This is a genomic window from Variovorax sp. dw_308 (assembly GCF_019207085.1).
Classification (GTDB): domain Bacteria; phylum Pseudomonadota; class Gammaproteobacteria; order Burkholderiales; family Burkholderiaceae_C; genus Variovorax.
On record NZ_JAATOM010000020.1, the window covers coordinates 67,185 to 90,722 of the forward strand.

Below are 23,538 nucleotides of genomic sequence, written 5' to 3' on the forward strand. Positions count from 1 at the left end.
TGGTGGGTGTCCCCCGCAGCGAAATAAAGGAGGAGGCCGAAGGCCGGGGGACATTCGCGGAGGGGGATACCCGCCGCCCTCGGACCCCACCCCTGACCGTGCGCTTGCCAGTGTCTCTGTCCGCGTTCGCGCACCGTGCGCCTCGCGCGGCGCACGGTGCAATGGAGAACTGACATGCAGCGTATCGAACAACTACAGCAATTGATCGAGTGGCTGGCCGGCACGGACATTGGCCTTCTGGACCTGCGCACGCCGACGGGATCGATCCGCCTTGGGCGCACCGGCGGTTCGAACGCGATCGAGGAACTGGGCAGCGACGCCACGATGGCTCCGTCGGAGACGACAGTCGTTGGCGCTTCCACAGTGGGCGTCTTCCTGCAAGCGCATCCGATGCATACGAGCGCACTGGCCAGCGTCGGCGACCCGGTGTCGACGGGCCAAACCCTCGGCCTGCTGCAAATCGGCCCGTTGCTCCAGCCAGTGACCGCACCGCTGGCCGGCGTGGTCGCCGAGCTTCGCGTCGACAGCGGCCGGGCCGTGGGCTGGGGCGAGCCGCTGATCGACCTTCACGCTTCTGAATGAACCAAAGGACTGTCTCATCATGGACATCGACCTGAACGCCGACCTCGGCGAAGGCTTCGGACCCTGGCGCATGGGGGAAGACGAAGCGCTGCTGAAAATCGTCTCCTCCGCCAACGTGGCCTGCGGCTTCCACGCCGGCGATCCAGTCATCATGGACCGCACCGTGCGCATGGCGCAGGCGCGCGGCGTCGATGTCGGCGCGCACGTGGGCTTCCCGGACCTGCTCGGATTCGGCCGGCGCCAGATGCAGATCGACCCTGCGGAGCTCGCGACCTACGTCACCTACCAGCTCGGCGCACTCGCCGGCATGGCGCGGTCCGCGGGGCATCGCATGACGCACATGAGCTTCCACGGCGCGCTCGGCAACATGGCTGCGGCTGACGCGGCACTGGCCGCGCCGCTGGTGCGTGCCGTCGCCGCCTTCGACCCGCAACTCATCATCAGCTCGTCGGCCAGCCGCGCGATCGAAGACGCCGCCGCCGAGTGCGGCCTGCGCGTCGCCACCACCTTCCTTGCCGATCGCGCCTGCGACGACGATGGCCTGCTGGTGCCGCGCAGGCTGCCCGATTCGGTCATCCACGACCGCGAGGCCGTGCTGGCGCGCGTGCGCCAGTTGCTTGGCGACGGCACGGTCACGACCTACAGCGGCAACCGGATTCCGATGAAGGTCCGCTCGATCCTCTTGCACGGCGACACGCCCGGCGCGGTCTCGCTCGCACGGGCCGTGCGCGAGGTCGTCGAAGCCGCCGGCAAGGTGGTGCCCATATCGCACCAACTCGCAACATAAGGCTGCCTTATCTCTCCACAGACATTCCGTCTTGGCGCCATCGGGCCGTGCTCGATACAGTGAAACCACTCCCTCAAGAAAGAAGCAACGATGCCGTTTTCCGACTACAAGACCGCGCTGGTGACAGGTGCCTCATCAGGGATCGGCGCGGCCGTCGTCGAGCGTCTTTGCAAGGAAGGGCTTCAAGTCCACGCCGTGGCCCGCAGCGTCGACAAGCTCGCTGAACTGGCTGCGCGCACAGGCTGCATCCCGCATGCCTTCGACGTGAGCAATCTCGAGGCGATGACCAAGCTGGCGGCCGAAGTCCCCTTCGACGTACTCGTCAATAACGCCGGCGTCGATCGCCCCGGCTCCATCCTCAAGGCCGACGCGGAAGGCATCGACCTGCTCGTCGACGTCAACCTGCGCGCCGTGCTGCACCTGTGCCGCCTCGTCGTGCCCGGCATGGCCGAGCGGGACAACGGCCACGTCATCAACATCAGCTCGATCGCAGCCGCCTACAACTTCGGCGGCAACAGCACCTACCACGCGACCAAGGCGGCCGTGAGCATGCTGTCGCGCCAGTTGCGCATCGACCTCTTCGGCAAGCGCGTGCGCGTCACCGAGATCTGCCCGGGCCGCGTGGCGACGGACATCTTCGCCCACGTCCACGGCGACTCCGAAGAGACCTACAAGCGCTTCGTCGAAGGCTTCGAATTGCCGAAGGCCGAGGACATCGCCAACGCCATTGCCTTCGCCATCGCCGCGCCGATCGCGGTGAATGTGGGCCACATGGAAATCACGCCGACGCTCCAGGTGCCCGGCGGACTCTCCACCACCCGGCCCGAAGTGCCGCGGGCCTGAGCACACACGCCGCCGCAACGCTCGACACGACGACAAGGACCCGCGCATGAAAGACTTCGACCTTCTCGCGATCCTGCTGAAGCCGGAGTTTGGCGACCTGCTGCTGCACGGCGTGGTCATGACCTTGAAGATCGCGGCCGGCTCCTGGCTGTTGGCCATGGCCATCGCGGTATTGCTGCTGGTCGTGCGGCTGAGCACCAATCGCGTGGCCGAACGCGCGGTCGCCGCCTATGTTTCCTACCACCGCAACGTGCCGACCCTGGTGCAGCTGATGCTCTGGTACTTCGGCATCTTCAGCCTGCTGCCGGACGGCGTGCAGGAGTGGCTGTCGAACCACAACGCCGAGGCGCTCATCTCCATCATCGCGCTCGGCCTGTGTCAGGCCGCGTACTTCAGCGAAGACATGCGCTCCGGTTTGCGCTCCATCCCGGCAGGGCAGGCCGAGGCTGCGCGCGCCCTCGGCCACGGCTACATCGGATCGATGCGGCACGTGATGCTGCCGCAGGCCGTTCGCAACGCGATCCCGGCACTCATCAACCACAGCGTGTCGCTCTTCAAGAACAGCAGTCTCGCGATGGCCATCGGCGTGGCCGAACTCACGCACGCGGTCAAGGAGGTGGAGAGCCAGAGCTTCCGCGCCTTCGAGGCCTACAGCGTGGCCACGGTGCTGTACCTGGTGTTCTCGCTGGCGATCATGGCCATCGGCGCCGGCGTCGCACGCCGCTATCGCATTGCCGGCGCGAGGTAGGAACCATGTACAGCATCTACGAAATCCTGCGCGACAACTGGCTGCTGCTGCTCGTCGGCCAGTACCCCAACGGCCCGATGGGCGGCATCGTGGCAACGCTGGTGCTGTCGGTGCTCGGCATCGTGCTCGCGTTCCCGTTGTCGGTGCTGCTGGCGCTGGCACGGCTCTCGCCCTGGAAGCTGCTGAGCTGGCCGGCCGCGGTGCTGGTGTACGTGGTGCGCGGCGTGCCCCTTCTGATGGTGATCCTCTGGGTCTACTTCCTGGTGCCGATCGTGATCGGACGCGAGGTCTCGGGCTTCACCACCATGCTCTGCACGCTGGTGATCTACGAAGGAGCCTATCTCTCGGAAGTGGTGCGGGCGGGCATCCAGTCCTTGCCCAAGGGCCAGTCGGAGGCGGCCCGCGCGCTGGGCCACAGCCATCTCGGAACCATGTGGTACGTGATCCTGCCGCAAGCGCTCTACAACATGCTGCCGAGCATGCTGAGCCAGTTCATCTCCACCATCAAGGAGACCACGCTGGGCTACGTGATCAACGTGCAGGAACTCACCTTCGCCGCGAACCAGATCAACAACCAGTTGCTGACCAAGCCCTTCCAGGTCTTCTTCATCCTCGCGATGACCTTCTACGTCGTTTGCTTCAGCCTCACGCAACTGGCGCATTGGGTGGAACGGCGCATCGCGCACAAGCGGCGGGGTGCCGCGCCGGTCAAGGCGCTCGACGACGACGCCGCTGCATTGCCGCCGCCGGTGGCAACCCTCCTTCCCTGAGGTCGCACAAGACGATCCGAACCAGAACATCCGGAGACAAACGCATGACCCCCGTTCCAGCCCAGGGCCGCCCGCAAGGCGCCGAGGACATCCCGATGATTCTGTTCAACAACATCAACAAGTGGTACGGCGACTACCAGGCGCTCACCGACGTCAGTGCCGAAGTGAAGAAGGGCGAGGTCGTCGTGGTCTGCGGGCCTTCGGGCTCCGGCAAGTCGACGCTGATCCGCACCGTCAACCGGCTGGAGGAAGTGAAGTCGGGCCAGCTGCTGTTCGACGGGCACGACATCCATGCGCCGATGGGCAGCGCGGCACTGAACAAGCTGCGCAGCCGCATCGGTTTCGTGTTCCAGAGCTTCAACCTGTTCCCGCATCTGTCGGTGCTCGAGAACATCATGCTGTCGCCGATGCGCGTGCTCGGCGTGAAGCGTTCGGCAGCGCGCGAGAAGGCGATGCAGTTGCTGGAACGCGTGGGCCTGGCGAACAAGGCCGGCGCCTATCCGGCGCAGTTGTCGGGCGGCCAGCAGCAACGCGTGGCCATCGCGCGCGCGCTCGCGATGGAGCCGCCCGCCATGCTCTTCGACGAACCGACCAGCGCGCTGGACCCCGAGATGGTCGGCGAGGTGTTGTCGGTGATGCGCAGCCTGGCCAATGACGGCATGACCATGATGTGCGTCACGCATGAAATGAACTTCGCCCGTGAGGTCGCTGACCGCGTCTGGTTCATGGACGCCGGCCAGATCCTCGAAAAGGCCGATCCCGAGACCTTCTTCAACAGCCCGCAGCACCCGCGCGCCAAGCGCTTCCTGTCGGACCTGCGCGCGCACTGATTCCAACCACGTTCACACATCATCCAACCGGAGTTCCATCATCATGTCGAAGAAGACCGCCTTCCGTCTCGCCGCCATCGGCTGCTGCCTTTCCACGCTGGGCATGCTGGCCCATGCCGACCAGTGGGCCGAGATCCAGCAACGCAAGGAACTCAAGTGCGGCACCTTCGCCGACGTGCCGCCCTTCGCCGCACCCGATCCGAAGACGCGCGAGATGGTGGGCTTCGACGTCGATCTCTGCAACGCGCTCGCCAAGCAGCTCGGCGTCGCGGCCAAGGTCACGCCGCTGTCGGTGGAAGCGCGCGTGCCCGAGGTCAAGCTCGGCCGCGTCGACGTCACCGTCGCCAACCTGGCCTATACCAAGAGCCGCGGCGAGCAGATCCAGTTCAGCGACCCGTACTACGTCGCCAAGGAAATGCTGGCTGTGAAGGCGTCGGACCCCGGCACCACCAAGGCTGACTTCAAGGGCAAGCGCCTGAGCTCGACCAAGGGCTCGACCTCCGAACTGTCGATCAAGATGAACGGCTCCGAGCCCGTCACCTTCCAGGACACCGGCTCGGCTTTCATGGCCGTGCAGCAGAACAAGTCGATGGGCATGGTCGCCAACACCATGACCATCACCAAGCTCGTGAACCAATCGAAGACTTCCGGCGTGGAGTTGAAGATGATCAAGGAGCCGATGGTGCTGCAGCCGGTCGGTATCGGCATGAAGAAGGACGAGCCGGTGCTGCTCGCCAAGGTCAACGCCGCGCTCTACGCGCTCGACAAGGCCGGCGAGATCGACAAGCTCTGGGCCAAGTGGCTCGGGCCGAACACCGAATACAAGCTGACGCGCGACGAGAAGGTCACGCCGCTGGCCGACCTCAAGTTCGAGTTGCTTCCCTGAAGTTGACGGCCCCCGGGCGATCAGTTCGTCCGCAGCCGCAGCAGCGCCCGCACGAACCCGTGGTCCGAGCGCGAGCGGTCGCGCCCTTCGTGCAGGTGGTCGTTGAAGTAGTCGACGCGGCGCACGTCGCCCAGGTTGTGGTGGCTGCCGGGCATGAACTCCTCGCTGACCAGGATCTGGTCCAGCACCTCCGGGTAACCCTGGTGGATGTGCGAATAGGCCACGTCCTTCTTCAGCGCCGACTCGCCCTGCATCTCGTAGGCGTTGAACAGCGCCACGTCGCGCGCGGCCTTGTCGTAGGCCACGTCCGAAGTCGCGGCGACGAGCTGCGTGGTCACGCTGTGCGGGCTGTCGTTGAAGTCGCCCATCACGACCAGCGGCGTGCCGGAGCCGCGCAGCAGGTCGATGACGATGCAGCGCAGCGCAGCCGCCTCCGCGCCGCGCATCAGCAGCGAGCGCAGTGACGCGCGCGCCGCCACCTTGCGGTCGTCGCGGTCCTCGATGGCATTGCCGTTGGCGTCCTGCAGGAACTTGGGCCGCTTCGACTTCAGGTGCACCGACATCACATGCACCAACTGGCCATGCTTCATGCGCGCCGTGGCCAGCAACGGCGGGCGCTCGAAGCGCGTGTGCGGACCGAGCCCCGGCACGTCGACGACGAAGCCCGGCTCGAACTCGGTGAACGAGCGAACATTTTCCACATGCAGGCGCGTCGCGATACCCACGCACGGCGTGCCCTGCGCGCCTCCGGCCGGCGGCGTGTTCTCCGCGCCCGGCACCGACACGAAGTCATAGCGCAGGCCGCTGGCGCCGATCGCGTCCTTGAACGCCGCTTCATCCCACACCTCCTGCACCGCCAGTACGTCCGCGTTGAGCGCGCGGAAGCGCTCCCCGGTCCATGCGATCTTGCGTTCGTACTCCTGCTTCGTGTAGCCGTCCTGGTTCTCGTAATAGAGGCGGTTCGGCAGCGCCAGGTTCAGCAGGTTGCCGGTGGCAAGGAAGAGGGTGGCGAAGTTGGGAGGGATGTCGGGCATGGCGCAATCTAACGCTTTGCCTGCAGAATCGGCTCCGTTCAAGCACAACCCCACCACAGATGAGCGATTCGGTATTTGCGGAACTGGACTTCTGGCTCATGGCGATCGGCTCGATCGCCATTCCCATCGGTATCTACGTTGCGCTTCTCTACAAGCGCGCCGTATCACGCATCACGGTGCTCGTGCTGGGCGTCACGCTGGTCATCCTTGCCGGCGTCGACATCTACTTCCTGCGGCACATGGCCGCGGCCGCCGCAAAGACCCCGTCCCTGGCCGATGACGCCTTGTTCCTGTCGGAGATTTCATTTGCCCTGTACCTGTTCCCGCTGATGTTCGGCGGTATTGGCGTCAACCTCATCTCGCATGTGCTGATCAGCCACCTTGTCGGGGCCGAACGGCGGTTCGAGAAGGAGCACCAGGAGCATCGGCGAGCGGATTGACTGGCGCTGCCGCGGATCGCGAGCGCCGCTACAGGATCGCAGAGAGCATCATGGCCAGGCCAACGATGCTGACCACCCACAGGCCGGTGCGCAGGTAGGTGATGCCGGCGTAGTAGACCGGTACGTAGAGGACGCGGGCCCAGAAGAAGATCTGCGCGCCCGCCGCGACCTTCGGGCCGTCGACGCCTGCGGCATGGGCGACCAGCGCGACCGCCGCGAAGAGCACGAAATTCTCGAGGGTGTTCTGCGCCGTTCGCAGGGCGCGTCCAGCCAACGGTGTCGCCTCGGGCATCTTCTCGCGGTTGCCGAGGGCGAGCATCGTTCCCGCAAAGGTCCATCCCCTGACGCGAATGAGGCTCGCGACAAGCAGCAGCAGCCAACTGAAGATGGCCATGTAGATGACGTACCTGAGCGTGCTGGTCATCGCAGTCTCCTGTTGGGATGAGCGAGAGGGGCGGCCAGTGTAAGGGTGGGCAACGCATTCCGCCCAAGGAAAAAGGCGCCGAAGCGCCTTTCATGCTGGGTCCGCAGGTGCGTACTCAGTACGAGCGTCCGCCGCCGGAACGGCCACCGCCGCCGTAGCCACCGCCACCCGAACGGCCACCGCCGCCGCCGCCGAAGCCACCGCCACTCGAGCGGCCGCCGCCGCCGGAGCGGTTGCCACCGCCGTAGCCGCCACCACCGCCACCACCACCACCGCCGCCGGTGCGACGACCGCGGCCGCCGCCCATGCTGTCGACGCTGGTGCGCAACGGATCCGGTTGGCCTGCAGCTACACCACTGACGACCGATTCAGCACGGCGATGCGCGACCTGGTCGGCCTGCGTCGGGCTGTGGCTGTTGCCGTGATGGCGCGGTTGACGCTCTTCGTGCGGCATGCCGTGGTTGGCTTGATGGCCGTGATGCGTGGCGTGCGGCTGCGGTGCGCGGGCAGCGCCCTGGTGACCGCCAGCGCCTGCGCCGGCACCTGCTCCGCCGCGACGGCGACGTCCACCCTGGCCGCCAGCACCGCCGCCTGTACCACCGCCATTGGCGCCGTGGTTTGCGCCACCTGCGTTGCGGGCTTCACCACCTGCATTGCCTGCGCCGCCACCGCGACGTTGACCGCCGCCGTTGCCGCCACGCTCGCCACCTTGCGTAGCCTTGTTTTCGCGAACGCGCTGCAGCATCTCGGTGCGCGCAGCCTTCGCAGCCGCCTGCATGACTTCACGGCTCGGCGGACGGCCGGCGCCGCCCCAGATCGTCTGGCGACCCATGGCGATCGGCTCGGCGCGTTCGCCGGATTCGGGGCCGAAGCCGTCGACCAGCTTGACCGGGATGGTCTGCTTGGTGAAGCGCTCGATCTCCAGCATGAAGCCTTCTTCGTCGAGGCAGACCAGGCTCACGGCCTCGCCGCTGTTGCCGGCGCGGCCGGTGCGGCCGATGCGGTGGACGTAGTCTTCGCTGACGTTCGGGATCTCGTAGTTGACGACGTGCGGCAACTCGTCGATGTCGATGCCGCGGGCAGCGATGTCGGTGGCGACCAGCGCGCGGATGTCGCCGCTCTTGAAGCCGGCCAGCGCCTGGGTGCGCGCGCTCTGGCTCTTGTTGCCGTGCAGCGCCATCGCTTCGATGCCGTTCTTGGTCAGGAACTCGGCCACGTTGTTGGCGCCGAACTTGGTGCGCGTGAACACCAGCACCTGGCTCCAGTTGTGCTCGTTAATGATGTGCGCGAGCAGTTGCTTCTTCTTGCCGCGGCCCACGGGATGGATCACTTGCGTGATGCGCTGCACCGTGGTGTTGCGCGGCGTGACCTGCACGCTTTGCGGATTCTTCAGCAGCGTGGCCGCGAGATCGCGGATCTCGTCGCTGAAGGTGGCTGAGAACAGCAGGCTCTGCTTGTCCTTCGGCACCAGTGCCAGCACCTTCTTCACGTCATGGATGAAGCCCATGTCGAGCATGCGGTCGGCTTCGTCGAGCACCAGGATCTGGACTTGCGCCAGGTCCAGCATGCCTTGCTGCTGCAGGTCCAGCAGGCGGCCCGGCGTGGCCACGAGGATGTCGACACCCTTCTTGAGCTTGCTGATCTGCGGGTTCATGCCGACGCCGCCGAAGATCACGGTGGAGTCGAGTTCGAGGTACTTGCCGTAGGTGCGCACGGACTCCTCGACCTGGGCCGCGAGTTCACGCGTGGGGGTCAGCACCAGGGCACGGATGCCGATGCCGCCGAACTTGTTGGTGGCCGTCTCGCCGGTGGCCAGGCGATGCAGCATCGGCAGCGTGAAGGCTGCCGTCTTGCCGGTGCCGGTCTGGGCGCCGCCCAGCAGGTCGTGGCCTTCGAGGACCACGGGGATGGCTTGTGCCTGGATGGGGGTGGGGGTGTCGTAGCCGTGCTCGTGCACAGCCTTCAGGATGGCCGGAGCCAACTTCAGATCGTCAAAGTTCATTGAGAGTAATAGCGCCTTCCATGGCGCAGTGGCATCGGCCCGCCGTGGTGCTCTTTTGTTTGGGAGCGACCCGGCCAGTAAAGGCTGATGAGATCAAGGGTGGGAGCCGAAGGCCTGTGATAAGCCGACTTGTCCCCGGCGGAAGAGCCGCTGTTGCGGGCAACTGGACCCGGCAACGACCCGTATTGTCGCATGACTCGGCAAAACCGCGACCCGGACGCTTCCGAAAGGCCTTGTCCAGGTTCCTGCAAACGGGCCCGCCCGGCCCCCGCAACCGATGCGCTGGGGTCATGCGTTAAACTCTTACCACGCCAGTATTACCAGGAGCGCGGCATGCGACTCACTTCCAAGGGGCAGGTCACCATTCCCCAGAACATCCGCGAACTCGCCGGGCTCAAGCCCTACGACGAGGTTGAATTCGAATACAAGAACAAGCAGATCGTGGTCCGTCCCGTGAAGCGCAAGAACACGCCTGCCGAGGAAGCCATCGCCTTGCTGCGTGGCAGCGCCACGTCCAATCTCGACATGTCGGCCGACGAGTGGCTCGAGATGACGCGGGGCGCGCGCTGAAGTGAGCGAGATGTTCCTGATCGACAGCAACGTGCTGATCGACGTGATTCATGAAGACCCGAAGTGGATGGACTGGTCCGCCGCTGCCATCACCGACTGCCTCGGGCGCGGCAAGCTGGCCATCAACCCGCTCATCTATGCCGAGGTGTCGGCCTATTTCAACTCCGACCGCGACACCGATGCCGCTTTGCCCGCGCGGCTTTACGAGCGGCTGGAGCTGCCGTATGCCGCTGCACGCGGTGCGGCGGTGGCGTTCCGAAAATACCGCAAGGCGGGCGGCACGCGACCTTCGCTGCTGCCTGATTTCTACATCGGCGCGCATGCCCAACTGCTAGGGTGCACGCTCGTGTCACGCGACCGCGCCCGCTACAAGACCTACTTTCCCAAGATCAACCTGATTTCACCCCAGTAAAGACAAAGACACCCAACATGGCCCAGTACGTCTACACAATGAACCGCGTCAGCAAGACCGTGCCGCCCAAGCGACAGATCTTGAAGGACATCTCCCTCAGCTTCTTCCCCGGCGCCAAGATCGGCGTTCTGGGCCTGAACGGCTCCGGCAAGTCCTCGCTGCTGAAGATCATGGCCGGCGTCGACAAGGAGATCGAAGGCGAGGCCATCCCGATGCCCGGCCTCACCATCGGCTACCTCGAGCAGGAACCCAAGCTCAACGCCGAGCACACGGTGCGCGAGTCCGTGGAAGAGTCGATGGGCGCGGTCTACGCGGCCAAGGCCCGGCTCGAACAGGTGTACGAGCTGTACGCGGCCGAAGACGCGGACTTCGATGCGCTGGCCGCCGAGCAGGCCGAACTCGAAGCCATCATCGCTACCGCCGGCACCGACTCCGAGCACCAACTCGAGATCGCTGCCGACGCGCTGCGCCTGCCGCCGTGGGACGCCCAGATCGGCGTGTTGTCTGGCGGTGAAAAGCGCCGCGTCGCGCTGTGCCGCCTGCTGCTGTCCAAGCCCGACATGCTGCTGCTCGACGAACCCACCAACCACCTTGACGCCGAATCCGTCGAGTGGCTGGAAGTGTTCCTCAAGCGCTTCACCGGCACCGTCGTGGCCATCACCCACGATCGCTACTTCCTCGACAACGCAGCCGAGTGGATCCTGGAGCTGGACCGCGGTCGCGGCATTCCATGGAAGGGCAACTACAGCACCTGGCTCGAGCAAAAGGGCGAGCGCCTGGCGCAGGAGCAGAAGAGCGAAGAGGCCCATGCCAAGGCGCTGAAGAAGGAACTCGAATGGTCGCGCCAGAACCCGAAGGCACGCCAGGCCAAGAGCAAGTCGCGCCTGGCCCGCTTCGAGGAGCTGAGCGATGTCGAATACCAGCGCCGCAACGAGACGCAGGAAATCTTCATCCCCGTGGCCGAGCGCCTGGGCAACCAGGTGTTCGAGTTCAAGAACGTCAGCAAGTCCTTCGGTGACCGCCTGCTGATCGACAACCTGAGCTTCAACGTGCCGGCAGGCGCCATCGTCGGCATCATCGGCCCGAACGGCGCCGGCAAGTCGACGCTGTTCAAGCTGATCGCGGGCAAGGAAAAGCCGGATTCGGGTGAAGTCATCGTCGGCTCCACCGTGAAGATGGCCTTCGTCGACCAGCACCGCGACGAACTCGCCAACAACAAGACCGTCTGGGAAGACATCTCGAACGGCCTCGACATCATCAACGTCGGCAAGTTCCAGATGGCCAGCCGGGCGTATGCGGGCCGCTTCAACTTCAACGGCAGCGACCAGCAGAAGAAGGTCGGCACGCTGTCGGGCGGCGAGCGCGGTCGCCTGCACCTGGCCAAGACCCTGATCGCGGGCGGCAACGTGCTGATGCTGGACGAACCGTCGAACGACCTCGACGTTGAAACGCTGCGCGCGCTGGAAGATGCGCTGCTCGAATTCGCCGGCTCGGTGCTGGTCATCAGCCATGACCGCTGGTTCCTCGACCGCATCGCCACGCACATCCTCGCGGCCGAGGGCGACAGCCAGTGGACCTTCTTCGACGGCAACTACCAGGAGTACGAAGCCGACAAGAAGCGGCGCCTGGGTGAAGAAGGCGCGCGGCCGCATCGCATGCGGTACAAGGCGCTCAAGTAGAACGCCTGGGCTACAAGGGCCCCCAAACGGGGCCTGCGCTTACAAACGAAACCGCCGCAAGGCGGTTTTTTTTGAGCGTCTGGTGCCCCGACAGTCGCACCATGGGCACCATATGCTGTCGTAGATCACCGATAAAGAAAGAAGGTCAGGGATGACAACGTCGATGCGTTTGCTTTGGGCCGCCGCACCCGTGTTGCTGGCGAGTTGTGGCGGTGGGGGCGGTGGCGGTGGCGTCGCATTCCCCGTCGCGGCGGTCAGCCCGACCGCGACGGAGGGCGCGCCGGCACCTGCACCGGCGCCTGCCGGCACCACGCCACCCGCACCGTCCCCTGCCGGCACGCCCGTTGCCGGACCGCCATCCGCACCCGCTCCAGCGCCCGGACCTTCAGCCGGACCTCCGGCCCCCCCCGCCGCCGGAACCCCGGTCGCCGCGCCACCACCCGCTGCCGCGCCGACGCCAGCGCCGCCGTCGGGTCCGCTCAAAGTGACCGAGGTGGCCACGGGCCTGCCTTCTCCCTGGTCGCTCGCCTTCCTGCCCGATGGCCGCATGCTCATCACGGAGCGCACGGGCCGATTGCACATCCGCAATGCCGATGCCTCTGCCATCAATGGCGGCAACGATGTGGTGTGCTGCGTGCCCGCGGTCGACAGCACGGGCCAGGGCGGCTTGCTCGATGTCGCGCTCGATCCGGCCTTTGCCGCCAACAGGCGCATCTACATGACCTTCGCCGAAAGCGACGCCGCCGATGCCACGCTCAACGGCACCGCAGTGCTGCGCGCCGTGATCGATGCGGACAACCGCACGCTGTCGAATGTCACGGTCATCTATCGACAGGCGCCCAAAGTCGCGAGCGAGGGGCACTTCGGCTCGCGGCTCGCGTTCGACAACCAGGGCTACCTGTTCGTGACGATGGGCGAGCGGCAGCTCGACACCCAGCGCGGCTTTGCGCAGGACTTGACGCGAGGCAATGGCAAGGTGGTGCGCATCACCACCGACGGCGCTCCGGCGCCCGGCAACCCGAACTTCGGCGTGGCGGGCGCGCAGCCGGCCATCTGGAGCTACGGTCACCGCAACCCGCAGGGCGCGGCCATGCGGCCCGGGACCAACCAGTTGTGGACCAGCGAGCACGGCCCGCAAGGCGGCGACGAGGTCAACCTGACGCAGGCGGGCCGCAACTACGGCTGGCCCATCATCAGCTACGGCCAGGAATACGGCACGCTGACCCAGGTGGGCGAAGGCACGGCCAAGGCCGGCATGGAGCAACCCGCCTGGTACTGGCAGAAGTTCGACGGATCGGCCTGGACGCCGGGCACGCAGAAGTCGTCGACCGCGCCGAGTGGGATTGCCTTCTATTCGGCGTCGAACATCCCGGAATGGCAAGGCAACCTGTTCGTCGGGGCGCTTGCCGGCGTTTCGTTGTGGCGCCTGACGCTCAACGGCGATACGGTCACATCGCAAGAGCGCCTGCTGGCCGAGCGCGTCGAGCGCATCCGCGATGTGCGTCAGGGGCCGGACGGCTGGCTCTACGTGCTGACCGATGGCGCCAGCGGCAAGCTGCTGCGCCTCACGCGCTGACCGGACACTTCACTCCCGTGCGGCGAGCACCCGCTTGCGCACGGCGAAGATGTTGTTGCGCAGCGCATAAAGCTCGTCGGCATACGACAGCGGCACGGCCACCTTGTTGACCTTGCGGTCGATGTCGTCGAGCTCCTTGAGGAGCGCATCGTGCTCGCCGGTGCCGTTTTCCAGCTTCGCCTCCACCTCGCGCAGCCGCGCGTACCAGCGGAACACGCGCGAGCGCACGCGGAAGGTGTAGAGCGGCGGCACCACCTTCGACAGCGGCAGCATCAGCACGATCAGGCCGCCGATCACCAGCCACATGCGCTCGACCAGATTGCTCGCCCAGAACGGCAGGTAGCGTTGCCAGAACGGCGGCGTGCCGTTGATGGCGCGGTCGCCCTCGGGGCTGACCGGCAGTTCGCTGGTGCGCGTGTTGGGGAAATCGCGTGCGCGATTGAACCAGCCCGCCTCGCCGTGCAGCTTCTGCGCGGTCTGCGCGAACAGCTGGCGCAAGGCCGGGTGGGTCTGCTCGCGCGACAGCAGCGAGGTCGTGGCGGCCAGCAGCGCCACGTCGTGCGGCGGAATGTCCTTGTCCAGCGTGACCACGCCGCGCGGCAAGGCCACGGGAGACAGGAAGGCGAAGCGCCGCGCGTAGGCGTCGCCCTGGTCGAAGGGCATCAGCTTGATGTTCGGCGCACGCATCAGTTCACGCACCAGCGGCGACTGCGGCGCCGACGCGAGCACGACCACATCGATCAGCCCGGCCTGCAGCGCCGCGTCGGCCGGCGCCGGGTCGAGGTTCGAAAGCTCCATGTCCTTCGCGTCCATGTGGTTGGCGGCGAACAGCTTGTCCATGATCTGCGGCACGCCGCTGCCGGGCTTGTCGACATTGACGCGCAGGCCCTTCAGTTGCGCCAACGACGTGAGCAAGCCCGTCTTGCGGTCGATCTTGCGGCCCGCCTCCTCGCGGTAGAACACCCACACCGGCTCGTAGAACAGGCTGCCCAGCGAGGTGATGCCCGCCTCTTCATCCGCCACCGCATCGGCCGCGCCGCCGCGCACGAAGGCCACGTCGGCGCCGCCGCTGCGCAGCAGCGCCAGGTTGTCGAGCGCGCCCTCGGTGGTCTTCAACTCGACCTTGATGCCGCTGGCGGCGAGCGCCTGCTGGTAGCGCTTGCCGAACTCGGCATAGGCGCTGCCCTGGGGCCCGGTCGCCAGCACGACGCTCTTGGGCGGCTGCGGGTCGAGGTACCAGTACGCCGCGATCAGCAGCCCGATCACGATGAAGATCACAGGCCCGACCGAGACGATCAGGTCCCGGATGGTCAGCAGAAAGAGACGAAGTGCGCGTGGCATGTGCATCGAAAGTGTTCAGGTAGGGGCTGCTGCAGGCAAAGCATTTGACGCGCCTTCCGTCTCGTCGTGAGAATGGCAGACGCGTTGCACTTGGTAACACGCCAGTGTGATCGTCGTGCGTTGAAAGCAGGCTGCGTCTTCCGCACGAGCGGCCTTTCAGGGGGAATGAAGTGACTATACAAACGCCGGGCGCCGGCTGGGCCATGAGCCTGGAAAAGGTCGATCATGCCAATTCACTGATGCAGTGGATGGATGGGCCGCTTCAGGAGCTGGTGCCGCATCGTGCGGCGGTGGCTGGCCAGGCCCTGGCCCATTCGGCCGGCTATACCGGGATACAGCTGATCAACGCGAGCCTTCCCGAGCCGTACCTGAAATCGATTGTGCGGCTTGGTGCGAATGTGATCAGCCCGCTGATGACCCGGATCATGTCCTCCAACAAGGGGCACCTCTTTTTCGACGCGGGCCGCGCAGGCGACATCGAGGGCCTGGACCCCCGGTGGCTGGCCGGTTTCACGGGTGCCGGCTTGTACAACCTGCTGGGCCTGACGGGTATTTTTGCGCACGGACCGGAGCACTTCATGGCCTCGATTGCGTTGTACAACGTGCCGCCCGAATTCGAGGCACGCGGCGAAGCGCTGAAGCATGCGCTGCTGCCTGCGCTTCACAGGGCACTGTGTCGGGTGCAGCCGTCGCCGATGGCGGTGCCCGATGCACCGGCCAGGCGCCTCAGGTTGACACCGGTGGAAACCGACATCGTCCGACTTCTGATTCAGGGCAAGACCAACAAGGAGATCGGCCAGTTGCTCGGCAAGAGCGCCGAAACCATCAAGAGCAGGATCAGCCCGCTCATGCGCCGATGCGGCGTGAAGAACCGGACCGAACTGGTCTCGATGATCCTGGCGACCCAGCCCGATCTCGCGAGGCCAAATGATTGACCGCGCGGCATGCACGCATGGCATACAAACCAGGTATGCAGGAATGAATGCACCCAAGCGGGGGAATTGATACGAGACCGTCCAATATCTACATTTCATGGGCCGGTTCGCTGCTCGTCGACATCGGCCAGGCCGCATGAAAACGCCTCCCAGTCATCGTGCCGATGGGCGGCGGCCTGAACCTACCGAGCGGGAGGTGTGCCTATGACACAAGAAAGCCTGCGTCTTCCGGTTGCCGCGCAGGTCGCGGTGCAGGTGGTATCGATCGGATTGCTTGCCGTGCTGGCGGGGCAGGACATCTTTCCCGAATTTCGGCTGGTCAGCGACTTGGTGCGTTGCGCGGCGGGATGCGGATTGGTCCTCGTCGCACTGGACCTGGTGGCTGTCGTGCGGGGCGACTTCGACAAGCTTTCGCTCGACCACGCACCGACGATCGGGCCGCGCGCGAAGCCGGGCGTGCCGGCTGCCTTCGCAGCGCCGCCGCTACCGCAGGTCCCGCGCGGCCAGCGCATGGCGGCCGCCCACCGTCAGCGATTCCGCAGCACGCACGGCGCGTAGCGTCGCCCGCGCCACTGCCTCGGCCGCCATCGCGCTCAGCACGGTCATGCCCGGCGTGGCGCCGGTGTCGGGCGTGCGGCAGGTCGCGAGCGCGAACAGCGTGTCGCCGTCGCTCATCGTGTGGACCGGGTTGATGCTGCGCGCCAGCCCATCGTGCGCCGCCATCGCGAGGCGATTGGCCTGCACCTTGGTCAGCACCGCATCGGTCGCGACCACGCCGAGTGTCGTGTTGGTGCCGGCCAGCAATGGCTGGGGCAACTCGCCGCGCAGCAGCGCACGGCGGGTGTCGAGCAATGAGCGGCCGTCCGCCGTGAGCGCGCCGGCCACCACCTGGCCGGTGTCGGGGTCGATCACATCGCCCAGTGCGTTGCATGCGACCAGCGCGCCGACCGTGACGCCGGCCACGGTCACGGAAGCCGTGCCGATGCCACCCTTCATGGCCCGGTCGATGCCGAACAGCTTGCCCACCAGCGCGCCGCTGCCGGCCCCGACATTGCCTTCGGCCGGCGGCTGGCGCGAAGCCGCCTGGCAGGCCGCGTAGCCCGCCGCCGCGTCGGGCCGGATGCGCGGGTCGCCCATCGGCAGGTCGAACAGCACGGCGGCCGGCACGATGGGCAGCGTGCCGTAGCGCACATCCATGCCCACGCCGCGCTCCTCCAGCCAGCGCACCGCGCCTTCCGCGGCGGCCAGGCCCCAGGCGCTGCCGCCGGCGAGCATCACGCCATGCACGCGCTCGACCAGGTTGCCAGGGGCCAGCAGATCGGTCTCGCGCGTGCCGGGCGCAGCACCGCGCACGTCGACGCCGCCGACCGCGCCTTCGCGCGTGAGGATCACGGTGCAACCGGTCGGACGGCGGGTGTCGGAGAAGTGGCCGACCTCGATGCCGGCGACGTCGGTGATGGCGCCTGCGGGCGGCAATGGAGTGTGGGACATCGGCGGCGATGATAAGGCGGGGCACGGGCGGGCCTGCGCCACGTTGCATGAGGCTGGCCCGGATTGCCACGCGCCCATCCAGAGGCGACGATGTGCTCGCCGACTTTTCCATCTTCACGAAACCACGGAGACACGCCCATGCTGGGATTGATGCAGGACCGCCCTTTGCTTATCTCTTCGCTCGTCGAGCATGCGGCCACCTTTCATCCGGACACCGAGATCGTCTCGCGCCTGCCCGAGGGCACGGTGCACCGCACGAACTGGCGCGGCATCCGGGACCGCGCCAAGCAGGTCGCCAGGGCGCTGGGCGCGCTGGGTGTGCGGCCGGGCGATCGCGTCGGTACGCTGGCGTGGAATTCCCATCGGCACCTGGAGCTGTACTACGGCGTGTCGGGCATGGGCGCGGTGCTGCATACCGTGAACCCGCGGCTCTTTCCGGAGCAGATCGACTACATCATCAACCACGCCGAGGACAGCGTGCTGATGTTCGACGTGATGTTCGCACCGCTGGTCGAGAAGCTGGCGCCGAAACTGCAGTCCGTGAAGGCCTTCGTCGCGATGACCGACCGCGCGCACATGCCAGCGGCCGACCTGCCCAACTTGCTGTGCTTCGAAGACATCGTCAGTGCGCAGGGCACCGATTACATCTGGCCCGAGTTCGACGAACGTTCCGCCTCGTCGCTCTGCTACACCTCGGGCACCACCGGCAACCCCAAGGGCGTGCTGTATTCGCATCGCTCGACCGTGTTGCACAGCCTGATGGAACTGGCGCCCGACACCTTCGGCATCAGCTCGACCGAGACCCTGCTGCTGGTCGTGCCGATGTTCCATGCCAACGGCTGGGGCACGCCGTATGCCGCGGCCATGGTGGGCGCCAAGATGGTGTTCCCCGGCCCGCACCTCGACGGTCACAGCGTCTACACGCTGATGCGCGACGAGAGGGTGACCTTCTCCCAAGGCGTGCCCACGGTGTGGATGCTGCTGTTCCAGTACCTCGATGCGCATCCCGAACTGGATGCGCGCGCGCTCGGCATCAAGCGCATCGGCATCGGCGGTGCGGCGCTGTCGCGCGCCATGCTGGAGCGCTTCGAGCGCGATTTCGGCGCCGAGGTGGTCCAGGGATGGGGCATGACCGAGACCAGCCCCATCGGCGCCATCAACACGCTGCTGGACAAGCACAAGCGGATGCCCGAGGAAGACCAGCTCAGGATCAAGCTCAAGCAGGGCCGCGGCGTCTGGGGCGTGGACCTGAAGATCGTCGACGACGAGGGCACGGTGCAGCCCTGGGACGGCAAGGCCTTCGGCCACCTCTACGTGCGCGGCCCGTGGATTGCGAGTGGCTACTACCGCGGCGAAGGCGGATCGCCACTCGACGCCGAAGGCTACTTCCGCACCGGCGACATCGCGACCATCGACCCCGATGGCTTCCTGCAACTGGTGGATCGCGCCAAGGACGTGATCAAGTCGGGCGGCGAATGGATCTCGTCGATCGACGTCGAGAACGCGGCGATGGGCTGCCCCGGCGTCGCCGAGGCCTGCATCATCGGCGTGTCGCATCCGACCTGGCAGGAGCGGCCGCTGCTGCTCATCGTCAGGCGGCCGGGGCACGAAGTCACGCGCGAGCAGGTGCTCGAATTTCTCGGCCAACGCATCGCCAAGTGGTGGTTGCCCGACGAGGTGCTGTTCGTGCCCGAACTGCCGCACACCGCCACCGGCAAGCTGCTGAAGATGAAGCTGCGCGAACAGTACCGCGACTACGTGTTGCCGACGGCAGTCGCCGCGACGTAGCCGGCCACCGCCAGTCGCGCCCGTTCAGTCGGGCTCGACGACTGCCTCGACCTGTGCCGACAGCACGGCCTTCCTCAGCACGTCGTGGTCGCGTTCGTTCTGGTCCGCGTAGGCGCTTGCGAACTTGGCGATCGCCTTGTCGAAGGCGTCGCTCTTGCCGAGGTACCCGCTGATCTGCGCGGGCGCGCCGGAGCGCGCATGGGCACGCGCGAGCGTCCAGCCGCACAGCATGGCGTAGTCGTTCATGACGCCCGGAGAGAAGGCATCGACCAGCGCGCTGACCTTCATGTCCCGGAGTTGCCGCACGAAGAAATGGCGGCCGAGACCGCCCTCGGTCCAGCCGAGGAAGATGTCGCTGGCCGACTGGATCAGGCGGTAGCCGTTCACCACGCGCTGGCCGTGGTTGGGGTGCAGGCTCTTGCCGGCGTAGGCCTCCAGCACCGACGCGCGCGCCTCCTTCACCTGCAGGAAGAGTGGGTCGCTCTTGCCGGCCATCAGCAGCATCACGGCGCAGAAGGTGCCGACGCTGCCGACGCCCACCACCTTGATCGCGACGTCCTTGATTTCGTAGCGGTCGATCAGGGCGCGCCTGTCTTCCTGCACCGATTCGCGGTAGGTGCCGAAGGCCTCGCGGGTGCGGTCGAGCAGGGATTGCTCGTGCTCGTCGCGCGGGTGGTAGATGAGCGGCGGGTTGTCCTTGATGGCCGGCGCCGCTCCCGCCAGTGCTGCGAGCTTGGGAAAGTCGTGCTCGAGCACGCTGCGCTGGCGTGCCGCGTCCACGCGCTTCTGCATGCGCTTGCGGGTCGAGTCGTCGCCGATGGTTTTCAGCGCCTCCTCGATCTCGACGCATGAATACCAGACGTCCAGCACCGACATCCGGCTGTACTCGTCCATGCGTTCGCGATAGCTGCGCACGCAGGCAAGCGCCGCATCGCGCGCGGCGCTCGCGCTGAACCCGTTGTTGCGGCCTGCGACCACGAAGCTGGCCGCCAGCCGCTTGACGTCCCACTCCCAGGGCGCGGGGAGCGTCTCGTCCATGTCGTTGATGTCGAAGATCATCCGCCGCTCCGGCGTGGCAAAGGCGCCGAAGTTCATCAGGTGGCAGTCGCCGCACGCCTGCACGCGCATGCCGGTGACGCGCGTGTGCGCCAAGTCGTCCGCCATGTTGAGCGCGGCACCGCGATAGAAGGTGAAGGGCGTGCGCACCATGCGGCCCATCCGCAGCGGCACCAGCTGCGGGTCGCGGCCCTGGTTGGCCTGGGCCAACACGGCCAACGGGTCGGGGCGGCGGGACGACGGTTGCCACGCGGCGTGCGATTCGCGCGGGCACTTCTCGCGCATGCCCTTGCCGAGCGCCTGCTGTTCGGCGCGCGATAGGCGTGGTTGCGCTGGCGCGGCGAGCTTCTTCTTCTGTTCCTTTGCCACATGTACTCCATTCAGCCGCGATCGAGGCTGGCGGCATTGAGCGTAGCGCAACTCGATTTGTTTGGCACCATATGCTTCATGCCCATTGCCGCCGCCGCCATCCTTTGCCTCGTCCTCTCCGTCTCGGATGGCGACACCCTCAAGGCGCTCTGCGACGAAGCAGCGCTGCCGCAGAACCTCGTCACGGTTCGCCTCGCGGGCATCGATGCACCGGAGAGCAACCAGGCTTTCGGGCATCGCGCCAGGCAGGCATTGCAGGGGCTCGTGCTCGACAGGATGGTGGCGCTCGAATGCCGTGCCAGCCCGGATCGCTACGGCAGGAGCGTGTGCAGGGTGATGGTCGCGCCGTCTTCATGCACGCGAGAGCCGTGTGCCAGGACGCTGGACGCGGGGCTCGCCATGGTCACGCTGGGCCTGGCGTGGTGGGAGCCGCATTTCGCGAGGGAACAGACGCCGCAGGAGCGCGGCCAGTATGAGTTTGCGGAGTACGAGGCAAGGGCGAAGCACGCGGGGCTGTGGAAGGACGACGATCCGGTGGCGCCATGGACCTGGCGCCAGGAGCACCCGCGTCCGCGCTGATAGCGCGGGGGCTGGATCAGTGGAGCGTGTTCGGCCCGTCCTGCGCCGCGTGCGCTTCGGCGCGGCGCTCGAGGGCGGCAATGCCGGCCATCATCGCGGCCGTGTAGGTGGGCATCGGGCCGGCGGCGTAGTCGACCGGCACCGGGTTCTGGTCGGGCGATTCCTGCTTGAGCAGGACCCAGCAATAGTGGCCCGGTATGGGCTCGTCGACGATCAGTTCAATGTGCGTGCTCATGGCGTGTCCTTTCGCGGGGGATCCGTTCTCGCGGCTCGCAGACTTAGAACGAACGGCCTCGACGGATTTGAAACTCCCGCGTCCAGACTAACTTTTGTCGTAGCGGCAATCCAGTGGCCGGCCGGTCGAAGAAGGCCTCCGGCGTGATCAGTTGCACGCTCGCGCCACGAATCGCCGGGGCCTCTCAAAGCCGAGTGGTCACCGCGCCGCCCACAGCAATCCGCGCTCGAAGATCGTGCGCATCTGCGGCACCTCGAACTCCTTCGACACGTGCCCCAGCGCGCTGTAGAAAACGCGGCCTTGGCCGTGTTTGCGCTTCCACACCACCGGCATCACCACGCCCTTGATCCAGGGCGCGTGCTCGCCATTGAAGGTGGTCGTCGCCAGCACTTCGTTCGAGGGATCGACGTGCATGTAGTACTGCTCGGAGCGGTAGTCGAAGCCGTCAAGTCCGGCCATCACCGGGTCATCGGGCCGCGCGATGTCGACTCGGAAGTCGATGACGTTGCCGGGGTGTGCGACCCACTGCCCGCCGGTCACGAACTGGTAGTCGACCGAGTCGCGGAAGGCATCGCACATGCCCCCGTGGAAGCCCGCCAGGCCGACGCCGTTGCGCACGGCCTGGGCCAGGTTGGCGACTTCGTCCTTTTCGATCTTCGACATGGTGAAGATCGGCACGATTACGCTCAGGTCGGCGATGGACGGATCGGCGAAGGCCCGGGTGGTGGTCTCGATGCGCACCTTGAAGTCGTGCGACGCCAGCATGCCGGCGACGATGCCGGCGCATTGTTCGGGCTCGTGGCCGGCCCAGCCGCCCCAGACGATGAGTGCTTCACGCATTTTTGGCATTTCTCCGTGGGTTGATCAGTCGAGTTCGCCCGGGGGCAGATGGGTCGGCAGCATCGCCGGACGTTCCGGCCGCGTCTCGATCGTGACGTGGCGGCCGCTGTCCGACGATGTCTGGAAGGCCTCCATCACCTCGAGCACATGCAGCGCGAGCGCGCCCGACGCGCGGTGCGGGCGGTTGTTGCGGATGGCATGCGCCAGGTCGGCCGCGCCCATGATGCGGTGGTTGCCGGTGGCGTAGGGATGTTCGGTGGGTTGCGGCACCCAGTCCAGGCCGGCGCGGGCGATCTCGATGGCGCCGAAGAAGCGGTTGGGATCCGGGGCGCTCAGGCTGGCGTCGGTGCCGTACAGCTCGATGTGCGAATGGCGATGCCGGGGCACGTCGAAGCTCGTGGCAATCGACACCAGGGCGCCGCTGGCGAACTCCATCGTGCCGGCGACGTGCGTGGCCACCTCAACCGGGATCTTCGTGCCCTTCAGCGGCTCGCTGGTAATGATGCGCTCCGAACGCGCCCGCGCCACCGCGCCTGAAACGCGCGCCACCGGCCCGATCAGGTTCACCAGCGCGGTGATGTAGTACGGCCCCATATCGAGCATCGGCCCGCCGCCGGCCGCGTAGTAGAAGGCCGGGTTGGGATGCCAGCGTTCATGGCCCGGGCACATGAAGAAGGCGCTGCCTGCCAGCGGCTGGCCGATGGCGCCTTCGTCGATGAGCTTGCGGCAGGTCTGGTGCGAGCCGCCGAGAAAGGTGTCGGGCGCGCAGCCGACGCGCAGGCCGCGCTTGTCGGCCTCTTCGAGCAGCGTGCGTGCCTGGGCTGTGGTGAGGCCCAGCGGCTTTTCCGAATGCACATGCTTGCCGGCGCGCAGGACCTGCAGCCCGACCTCGACGTGTGCCGCCGGGATGGTGAGGTTGACGATGATCTCGATGGAGGGGTCGCGCAGCAACTCGTCCACGGAACAGGCCCTCAGCCCGAACTGCGTCGCACGCGCTTGCGCGGCCCGCGGGTTCAAGTCGGCCAGTCCGCGGATGTCGAGGATGGGAAAGGTCGATGCCGCCTTGAGGTAGGCCTCGCTGATGTTGCCGCAGCCGATGATGCCGATGCCGACTTTGCTCATTCAGGTGTCTTTCGTTGAGGGGTCATTCACTGCGCCATGAGACTGTTCGGCTTCCGCGACGTACGAAACTCTAGCGAGGCAGCGGCGCGGGCCGAGGGCTGCGGGTATTCCCCTCCGACCAACCACTGCGCGTCGAGATCACGTCGATGGTGTGCTCCACGCAGCGAAATAAAGGAGGAGCCCGCAGGGCGGGGGACAT

25 protein-coding genes are annotated in these 23,538 nt (G+C 66.5%); 16 read left to right on the forward strand and 9 right to left on the reverse strand.

Annotated elements, in window-relative coordinates; translation table 11 throughout:
* The first annotated feature begins 174 nt into the window (after positions 1 to 174).
* The 7 genes from HCU76_RS27940 to HCU76_RS27970 all read left to right on the forward strand — a co-directional run bounded on the left by HCU76_RS27940 (position 175) and on the right by HCU76_RS27970 (position 5,446).
* Positions 175 to 582 carry a biotin/lipoyl-containing protein gene (locus HCU76_RS27940; RefSeq protein ID WP_213958367.1) on the forward strand — a complete coding sequence of 136 codons (408 nt, stop codon included), beginning with the start codon at positions 175 to 177 and terminating at the stop codon, positions 580 to 582.
* 19 nt (positions 583 to 601) lie between these two features.
* Positions 602 to 1,369 (forward strand): LamB/YcsF family protein, encoded by a 768-nt coding sequence (locus HCU76_RS27945; RefSeq protein ID WP_213958366.1) that lies wholly within the window; start codon positions 602 to 604, stop codon positions 1,367 to 1,369.
* A 90-nt stretch (positions 1,370 to 1,459) separates the two neighbouring features.
* Positions 1,460 to 2,212: an SDR family oxidoreductase gene (locus tag HCU76_RS27950; protein ID WP_213958365.1), complete on the forward strand. Its 753-nt coding sequence runs from the start codon at positions 1,460 to 1,462 to the stop codon at positions 2,210 to 2,212.
* 46 nt (positions 2,213 to 2,258) lie between these two features.
* Complete coding sequence (locus HCU76_RS27955; protein ID WP_213958364.1) at positions 2,259 to 2,960, forward strand: amino acid ABC transporter permease; 702 nt, start codon at positions 2,259 to 2,261, stop codon at positions 2,958 to 2,960.
* 5 nt (positions 2,961 to 2,965) lie between these two features.
* Complete coding sequence (locus HCU76_RS27960; protein ID WP_213958363.1) at positions 2,966 to 3,730, forward strand: amino acid ABC transporter permease; 765 nt, start codon at positions 2,966 to 2,968, stop codon at positions 3,728 to 3,730.
* A 95-nt stretch (positions 3,731 to 3,825) separates the two neighbouring features.
* Positions 3,826 to 4,560, forward strand: a complete 735-nt coding sequence (locus HCU76_RS27965; protein WP_213958417.1) for an amino acid ABC transporter ATP-binding protein — start codon at positions 3,826 to 3,828, stop codon at positions 4,558 to 4,560.
* 43 nt (positions 4,561 to 4,603) lie between these two features.
* Positions 4,604 to 5,446: an ABC transporter substrate-binding protein gene (locus HCU76_RS27970; protein ID WP_218511138.1), complete on the forward strand. Its 843-nt coding sequence runs from the start codon at positions 4,604 to 4,606 to the stop codon at positions 5,444 to 5,446.
* Positions 5,447 to 5,466: 20 nt separating this feature from the next.
* On the opposite strand, the gene HCU76_RS27975 is transcribed toward HCU76_RS27970, so the two are convergent.
* The gene (locus tag HCU76_RS27975) at positions 5,467 to 6,480 is read right to left on the reverse strand and encodes an endonuclease/exonuclease/phosphatase family protein (protein WP_218511139.1); all 1,014 of its coding nucleotides are present in this window, start codon (positions 6,478 to 6,480) and stop codon (positions 5,467 to 5,469) included.
* Between the two features lie 59 nt (positions 6,481 to 6,539).
* Between HCU76_RS27975 and HCU76_RS27980 the strand changes: the two genes are divergently transcribed.
* Positions 6,540 to 6,920: a hypothetical protein gene (locus tag HCU76_RS27980; RefSeq protein ID WP_213958360.1), complete on the forward strand. Its 381-nt coding sequence runs from the start codon at positions 6,540 to 6,542 to the stop codon at positions 6,918 to 6,920.
* 28 nt (positions 6,921 to 6,948) lie between these two features.
* Here the strand turns inward: HCU76_RS27980 and HCU76_RS27985 are convergent, their stop codons facing one another.
* On the reverse strand, positions 6,949 to 7,344 hold the full coding sequence (locus tag HCU76_RS27985) for an MAPEG family protein (protein ID WP_213958359.1): 396 nt from the start codon (positions 7,342 to 7,344) through the stop codon (positions 6,949 to 6,951).
* Positions 7,345 to 7,459: 115 nt separating this feature from the next.
* Entirely contained in the window at positions 7,460 to 9,346 is a 1,887-nt protein-coding gene (locus HCU76_RS27990; RefSeq protein ID WP_218511140.1) for a DEAD/DEAH box helicase, read from the reverse strand.
* A gap of 333 nt (positions 9,347 to 9,679) precedes the next feature.
* Between HCU76_RS27990 and HCU76_RS27995 the strand changes: the two genes are divergently transcribed.
* The 4 genes from HCU76_RS27995 to HCU76_RS28010 all read left to right on the forward strand — a co-directional run bounded on the left by HCU76_RS27995 (position 9,680) and on the right by HCU76_RS28010 (position 13,583).
* Entirely contained in the window at positions 9,680 to 9,916 is a 237-nt protein-coding gene (locus HCU76_RS27995) for an AbrB/MazE/SpoVT family DNA-binding domain-containing protein (protein ID WP_218511141.1), read from the forward strand.
* Between the two features lie 10 nt (positions 9,917 to 9,926).
* Positions 9,927 to 10,328, forward strand: a complete 402-nt coding sequence (locus HCU76_RS28000; protein ID WP_256354528.1) for a type II toxin-antitoxin system VapC family toxin — start codon at positions 9,927 to 9,929, stop codon at positions 10,326 to 10,328.
* A 17-nt stretch (positions 10,329 to 10,345) separates the two neighbouring features.
* Positions 10,346 to 12,007, forward strand: a complete 1,662-nt coding sequence (gene ettA / locus HCU76_RS28005; protein WP_213958355.1) for an energy-dependent translational throttle protein EttA — start codon at positions 10,346 to 10,348, stop codon at positions 12,005 to 12,007.
* A gap of 163 nt (positions 12,008 to 12,170) precedes the next feature.
* On the forward strand, positions 12,171 to 13,583 hold the full coding sequence (locus HCU76_RS28010; protein WP_213958354.1) for a PQQ-dependent sugar dehydrogenase: 1,413 nt from the start codon (positions 12,171 to 12,173) through the stop codon (positions 13,581 to 13,583).
* 9 nt (positions 13,584 to 13,592) lie between these two features.
* On the opposite strand, the gene HCU76_RS28015 is transcribed toward HCU76_RS28010, so the two are convergent.
* A complete protein-coding gene (locus HCU76_RS28015; protein ID WP_218511143.1) occupies positions 13,593 to 14,930 on the reverse strand; it encodes a TAXI family TRAP transporter solute-binding subunit in 1,338 nt (445 codons plus the stop codon).
* A gap of 197 nt (positions 14,931 to 15,127) precedes the next feature.
* Here HCU76_RS28015 and HCU76_RS28020 point away from each other — a divergent pair, with 197 nt between their 5' ends.
* A complete protein-coding gene (locus tag HCU76_RS28020) occupies positions 15,128 to 15,859 on the forward strand; it encodes a LuxR C-terminal-related transcriptional regulator (RefSeq protein ID WP_218511144.1) in 732 nt (243 codons plus the stop codon).
* Between the two features lie 204 nt (positions 15,860 to 16,063).
* Positions 16,064 to 16,417 carry a hypothetical protein gene (locus HCU76_RS28025; RefSeq protein ID WP_218511145.1) on the forward strand — a complete coding sequence of 118 codons (354 nt, stop codon included), beginning with the start codon at positions 16,064 to 16,066 and terminating at the stop codon, positions 16,415 to 16,417.
* Here the strand turns inward: HCU76_RS28025 and HCU76_RS28030 are convergent.
* Positions 16,343 to 17,350 (reverse strand): P1 family peptidase, encoded by a 1,008-nt coding sequence (locus HCU76_RS28030; protein ID WP_218511146.1) that lies wholly within the window; start codon positions 17,348 to 17,350, stop codon positions 16,343 to 16,345. The two genes, HCU76_RS28025 and HCU76_RS28030, sit on opposite strands and share 75 nt — an antisense overlap.
* Before the next feature lie 138 nt (positions 17,351 to 17,488).
* Here HCU76_RS28030 and HCU76_RS28035 point away from each other — a divergent pair, with 138 nt between their 5' ends.
* A complete protein-coding gene (locus tag HCU76_RS28035) occupies positions 17,489 to 19,138 on the forward strand; it encodes a 3-(methylthio)propionyl-CoA ligase (protein WP_218511147.1) in 1,650 nt (549 codons plus the stop codon).
* A gap of 24 nt (positions 19,139 to 19,162) precedes the next feature.
* Here the strand turns inward: HCU76_RS28035 and HCU76_RS28040 are convergent, their stop codons facing one another.
* A complete protein-coding gene (locus tag HCU76_RS28040; RefSeq protein ID WP_371319912.1) occupies positions 19,163 to 20,563 on the reverse strand; it encodes a DUF2252 domain-containing protein in 1,401 nt (466 codons plus the stop codon).
* A 78-nt stretch (positions 20,564 to 20,641) separates the two neighbouring features.
* Between HCU76_RS28040 and HCU76_RS28045 the strand changes: the two genes are divergently transcribed.
* On the forward strand, positions 20,642 to 21,142 hold the full coding sequence (locus tag HCU76_RS28045; RefSeq protein WP_218511148.1) for a thermonuclease family protein: 501 nt from the start codon (positions 20,642 to 20,644) through the stop codon (positions 21,140 to 21,142).
* Positions 21,143 to 21,158: 16 nt separating this feature from the next.
* Here HCU76_RS28045 and HCU76_RS28050 read toward each other — a convergent pair whose 3' ends face one another.
* From HCU76_RS28050 to HCU76_RS28060, 3 genes are all read right to left on the reverse strand, one after another.
* Complete coding sequence (locus HCU76_RS28050) at positions 21,159 to 21,377, reverse strand: hypothetical protein (protein ID WP_218511149.1); 219 nt, start codon at positions 21,375 to 21,377, stop codon at positions 21,159 to 21,161.
* A 198-nt stretch (positions 21,378 to 21,575) separates the two neighbouring features.
* The gene (locus HCU76_RS28055) at positions 21,576 to 22,217 is read right to left on the reverse strand and encodes a ThuA domain-containing protein (protein WP_218511150.1); all 642 of its coding nucleotides are present in this window, start codon (positions 22,215 to 22,217) and stop codon (positions 21,576 to 21,578) included.
* Positions 22,218 to 22,241: 24 nt separating this feature from the next.
* Complete coding sequence (locus tag HCU76_RS28060) at positions 22,242 to 23,339, reverse strand: Gfo/Idh/MocA family protein (RefSeq protein WP_218511151.1); 1,098 nt, start codon at positions 23,337 to 23,339, stop codon at positions 22,242 to 22,244.
* Positions 23,340 to 23,538: the final 199 nt, after the last annotated feature.

Coding starts and splice junctions, on each gene's coding strand:
- HCU76_RS27940 (WP_213958367.1), top strand. CDS start 175: ATGCAGCGTATCGAACAACTACAGCAATTGATCGAGTGGCTGGCCGGC.
- HCU76_RS27945 (WP_213958366.1), top strand. CDS start 602: ATGGACATCGACCTGAACGCCGACCTCGGCGAAGGCTTCGGACCCTGG.
- HCU76_RS27950 (WP_213958365.1), top strand. CDS start 1,460: ATGCCGTTTTCCGACTACAAGACCGCGCTGGTGACAGGTGCCTCATCA.
- HCU76_RS27955 (WP_213958364.1), top strand. CDS start 2,259: ATGAAAGACTTCGACCTTCTCGCGATCCTGCTGAAGCCGGAGTTTGGC.
- HCU76_RS27960 (WP_213958363.1), top strand. CDS start 2,966: ATGTACAGCATCTACGAAATCCTGCGCGACAACTGGCTGCTGCTGCTC.
- HCU76_RS27965 (WP_213958417.1), top strand. CDS start 3,826: ATGATTCTGTTCAACAACATCAACAAGTGGTACGGCGACTACCAGGCG.
- HCU76_RS27970 (WP_218511138.1), top strand. CDS start 4,604: ATGTCGAAGAAGACCGCCTTCCGTCTCGCCGCCATCGGCTGCTGCCTT.
- HCU76_RS27975 (WP_218511139.1), bottom strand. CDS start 6,480: ATGCCCGACATCCCTCCCAACTTCGCCACCCTCTTCCTTGCCACCGGC.
- HCU76_RS27980 (WP_213958360.1), top strand. CDS start 6,540: ATGAGCGATTCGGTATTTGCGGAACTGGACTTCTGGCTCATGGCGATC.
- HCU76_RS27985 (WP_213958359.1), bottom strand. CDS start 7,344: ATGACCAGCACGCTCAGGTACGTCATCTACATGGCCATCTTCAGTTGG.
- HCU76_RS27990 (WP_218511140.1), bottom strand. CDS start 9,346: ATGAACTTTGACGATCTGAAGTTGGCTCCGGCCATCCTGAAGGCTGTG.
- HCU76_RS27995 (WP_218511141.1), top strand. CDS start 9,680: ATGCGACTCACTTCCAAGGGGCAGGTCACCATTCCCCAGAACATCCGC.
- HCU76_RS28000 (WP_256354528.1), top strand. CDS start 9,927: ATGTTCCTGATCGACAGCAACGTGCTGATCGACGTGATTCATGAAGAC.
- ettA (WP_213958355.1), top strand. CDS start 10,346: ATGGCCCAGTACGTCTACACAATGAACCGCGTCAGCAAGACCGTGCCG.
- HCU76_RS28010 (WP_213958354.1), top strand. CDS start 12,171: ATGCGTTTGCTTTGGGCCGCCGCACCCGTGTTGCTGGCGAGTTGTGGC.
- HCU76_RS28015 (WP_218511143.1), bottom strand. CDS start 14,930: ATGCACATGCCACGCGCACTTCGTCTCTTTCTGCTGACCATCCGGGAC.
- HCU76_RS28020 (WP_218511144.1), top strand. CDS start 15,128: ATGAGCCTGGAAAAGGTCGATCATGCCAATTCACTGATGCAGTGGATG.
- HCU76_RS28025 (WP_218511145.1), top strand. CDS start 16,064: ATGACACAAGAAAGCCTGCGTCTTCCGGTTGCCGCGCAGGTCGCGGTG.
- HCU76_RS28030 (WP_218511146.1), bottom strand. CDS start 17,350: ATGTCCCACACTCCATTGCCGCCCGCAGGCGCCATCACCGACGTCGCC.
- HCU76_RS28035 (WP_218511147.1), top strand. CDS start 17,489: ATGCTGGGATTGATGCAGGACCGCCCTTTGCTTATCTCTTCGCTCGTC.
- HCU76_RS28045 (WP_218511148.1), top strand. CDS start 20,642: ATGCCCATTGCCGCCGCCGCCATCCTTTGCCTCGTCCTCTCCGTCTCG.
- HCU76_RS28050 (WP_218511149.1), bottom strand. CDS start 21,377: ATGAGCACGCACATTGAACTGATCGTCGACGAGCCCATACCGGGCCAC.
- HCU76_RS28055 (WP_218511150.1), bottom strand. CDS start 22,217: ATGCGTGAAGCACTCATCGTCTGGGGCGGCTGGGCCGGCCACGAGCCC.
- HCU76_RS28060 (WP_218511151.1), bottom strand. CDS start 23,339: ATGAGCAAAGTCGGCATCGGCATCATCGGCTGCGGCAACATCAGCGAG.